Annotated in this window: 3 protein-coding genes; all 3 read left to right on the forward strand. The window is 46.6% G+C overall.

What is annotated here, in order from left to right; genetic code table 11:
- The coding region (locus BLT_RS0101230) for a proton-conducting transporter transmembrane domain-containing protein (RefSeq protein WP_017726014.1) at nt 1-1,017 on the forward strand (1,017 nt) is incomplete at its 5' end.
- Nucleotides 1,014-2,510, forward strand: a complete 1,497-nt coding sequence (locus BLT_RS0101235) for a complex I subunit 4 family protein (RefSeq protein WP_017726015.1) — start codon at nt 1,014-1,016, stop codon at nt 2,508-2,510. The genes BLT_RS0101230 and BLT_RS0101235, both read left to right, overlap by 4 nt.
- 4 nt (nt 2,511-2,514) lie before the next feature.
- On the forward strand, nt 2,515-3,372 hold an 858-nt coding region (locus BLT_RS0101240), incomplete at its 3' end, for an NADH-quinone oxidoreductase subunit N (RefSeq protein ID WP_017726016.1).

Raw genomic sequence — 3,372 nt, forward strand, 5'->3', positions numbered from 1 at the left:
GTAGTAGGAGGGGTAACCGCCTTTTTTGCGGCCGTTGTTGCCCTCGGGCAAACGGATATTAAGCGAATTCTCGCCTACTCCACCGTAAGTCAGCTAGGCTACATGATGCTTGCCCTTGGCTCGGCTGGCTATGTGGCAGCCATGTTCCATTTTATGACCCATGCCTTTTTTAAGGCGTTGCTCTTTTTAGCTGCAGGAAGTGTGATTCATGCCGTTCATACGCAAAACATCGAACGAATGGGTGGGTTGTGGAAACGACTTCCTGTGACAGGTCCGCTATTTTTAATCGGCTGTCTTGCGATTGCAGGTGTTCCGGTTTTTTCCGGGTTTTTCAGCAAGGAGGAAATTCTCCTTACCGTCCTTGCAGATGGACGGTTTGTTCTATTCGGTCTCGCACTTTTAACGTCCATCTTAACAGCGTTCTATATGTTCCGGCTCTTCTATCTTGTTTTTATGGGAAGTCCACGTCATAAGATAACAGAGGTTCATGAAGCGCCCGCTGTGATGAAGGGACCAATGGTTGTGCTTGCGATTCTTGCTGTGATTTCGGGGTTTGTACATACCCATTGGTTTGGCACATTTTTTGGGGATTGGTTCAGTGGAGCTCAATGGATAGGGGTTGAATCGGTCTCAGCTCCAATATGGGTTATGATCGTAGCAAGCGCTTGTGCACTTATGGGGATTGGTCTTGCCTATCAGCGCTACGGGAAAGAACCACAGAAGGAGACGAAGGGGGAAGGGCTGATCCAAGCGTTATTACAGCAAGGCTTTTACATTGATGCTCTCTACCAGCGAACGGTTGTTTTCTTCACCACTGTAGTAAGCTACCTCGCTTATTATCTTGAGATCTATGTGGTTCAAGTGGTGGAGCAAATGGTGACAGGAACGATCAATGCGTTAGGTAAAACAGGGGCCAAGCTCCAAAACGGTCATGTTCAAACCTACAGCTTGACGGCCTTTCTTGGAATTGTCGTTCTCTTTGTTTTATTGTCGGTTACAGGAGGGTACCTACGATGATGTTAACATTGCTGATCGTTTCACCGCTGCTCGGTTTGCTCATTCTTCTTTTCTTTCCATCACAGTCGGACTCATTTAAAAGGAAAATTGGAATCATTGGAACGCTGCCACCCCTTGTCATCGCAAGCATTCTTTTTGCTCAGCTCGACCGCTCTGTGACGGAGCTACAGTTCGGGGAGGTAAGGGAATGGTTCAGCTTTAGCAGCCCAAGCTTATCACAGCTTGGGGTCGATTTCACTGTTTCCTACGAGCTTGGGGTCGACGGATTAAGTCTCGTGCTTGTTTTACTGACGACAGTTGTTGCTACCCTCGCTGCCATTGCTTCAACGTCCATCACCCAAAATCTACGTGCCTACTTTTGTCTCTATTTCTTTCTTGAAGTTGGTATGCTTGGGGTGTTCGTCGCTCAAAATTTGCTTTTGTTCTTTTTGTTTTTTGAAATGACGCTTATTGCCTTATTTTTTCTTATCAGTAAATGGGGCTATGGCGAACGGGAGAGAGCCGCCTATCAATTTTTGATTTATAACGGCTTAGGGTCAGCTGTGATCCTCATTGCCTTTGCCGTTATTTTTGTGATAACCCAAACGATGAGCTTTACAGAAGCAGCAGCCACCTTTTCATTGCTGGATGAGGGGGCCAATGACTTAAAAATGGGGGTTCTCCTCGCCTTGCTTATCGGCTTCGGGGTAAAGCTCCCGATTGTCCCGCTGCATCGATGGATGCTCCATGTTCACGTTCAAGCACCGCCAGCAATTGTCATGATTCATTCAGGTATTTTGCTTAAGATCGGAGCTTACGGTTTGTTTCGGTTCGGCTTTAGCTTTTTTCCCGAGCAAATGAACACCCTCTCTGTTGTATTAGTGATATTAGGTCTTGCCAATTTACTCTATGGGGCCTATCTTGCCCTCATCCAAACGGATTTGAAGCTCGTTTTGGCTTATTCCAGCATCTCTCACATGGGGATCGTCCTCCTTGGAATGGCAGCGATGAATCATGTTGGCGTCCAAGGAGCCGTCTTTCAAGTCGTTTCCCACGGACTGATTTCGGCCTTGCTCTTTTTCCTTATCGGTGTGTTTTGGGAACGAACGGGCACATCGACCATTCCTTCCCTAGGTGGGCTGGCACGGTCTATGCCTCTTGCATCAGGGTTTCTACTTGCAGGTGGGCTTGCTTCTCTCGGGCTCCCGGGGATGTCTGGTTTTATTAGCGAATGGATGGCTTTTCTCGGCTTGTTTTCAGAAAGACCAATCATGGCAGCCATTGGCACCCTCGGTCTCATTTTGACGGCGATTTATATGCTACGGGCAGTGCTAGGTGTAACATTTGGTCCGCTCAAAGAAAAATGGGCGATTCTCCAAGACATAAAAGGACCAGAATGGATTCCTGCCCTCGTTCTTACCGGTCTGATTGTGCTCATCGGGATCTATCCGAATCTGTTAGCCGAACCACTCCAACAACCAATACACTTACTGCTCATGCGGATAGGAGGGTAATGACATGGATCTTCAAACAATGCTTAGCTACCCTTGGGGAGTGATGGCTCCTGAATTTACCATTTTCATTGCGGCAGCGATCTTATCGATTCTTGATCTCGCTTTGAAAGAAAAAGTGGACCGAAAAATGCTGAACTGGCTTGCTATTGCAGCGGTCGTACTTGCACTTCTTTTCTCTTTGCGGCAACTGGGGGCGCCAGTACAGATGATTTTATATGAAACGTACCGGCTTGATTCCGTCTCTCTTTCGTTCAAGCTTCTCTTGCTTTTAGGTACTTTGTCGGTGTTAGTGCTTTCCTTCGATGTGAAAAAAGAGCAAATTTCTCATCGTAGTGAGTATATTTACCTAATACTAACCGCGCTGCTTGGTGCCATGATTATGGCTTCAAGTGCGGATCTCCTTACACTTTTTGTAGGGTTGGAGCTTTTGTCTCTTTCTTCTTATGTGTTAGTGGGACTGAAAAAAACAGCGCTTCGAGCGAACGAGGCAGCTTTTAAATATTATGTTAACGGAGGGGTAGCAACGGCCTTTACACTCTTTGGAATGAGCTATGTGTATGGGTTAACAGGGCAAACGAATCTCTTTGAAATTGGCGCCGCCCTTCAGCAGCCAGCTGTGGCTGAGAATCTTTTTTTACTCGTCATTGCCTTTGTGATGATGATTGGTGGGCTGATGTTCAAAATTGCCGGCATTCCTTTTCATATGTGGGCACCTGATGTGTATGATGGTGCCGCTACACCGATTGCTGCCTTTTTAAGTGTCGTCTCTAAAATTGCTGGCTTTGCCATGCTTTTGCGCATTGTGTTCGTTATATTTGCATCAGCACCCAATGCTACTCTCAATCAGCCTTTTCTACTTGAT

The organism is Halalkalibacterium ligniniphilum (genome assembly GCF_000334155.1).
GTDB lineage: Bacteria > Bacillota > Bacilli > Bacillales > Bacillaceae_D > Halalkalibacterium > Halalkalibacterium ligniniphilum.

Coding starts and splice junctions, on each gene's coding strand:
- BLT_RS0101235 (WP_017726015.1), top strand. CDS start 1,014: ATGATGTTAACATTGCTGATCGTTTCACCGCTGCTCGGTTTGCTCATT.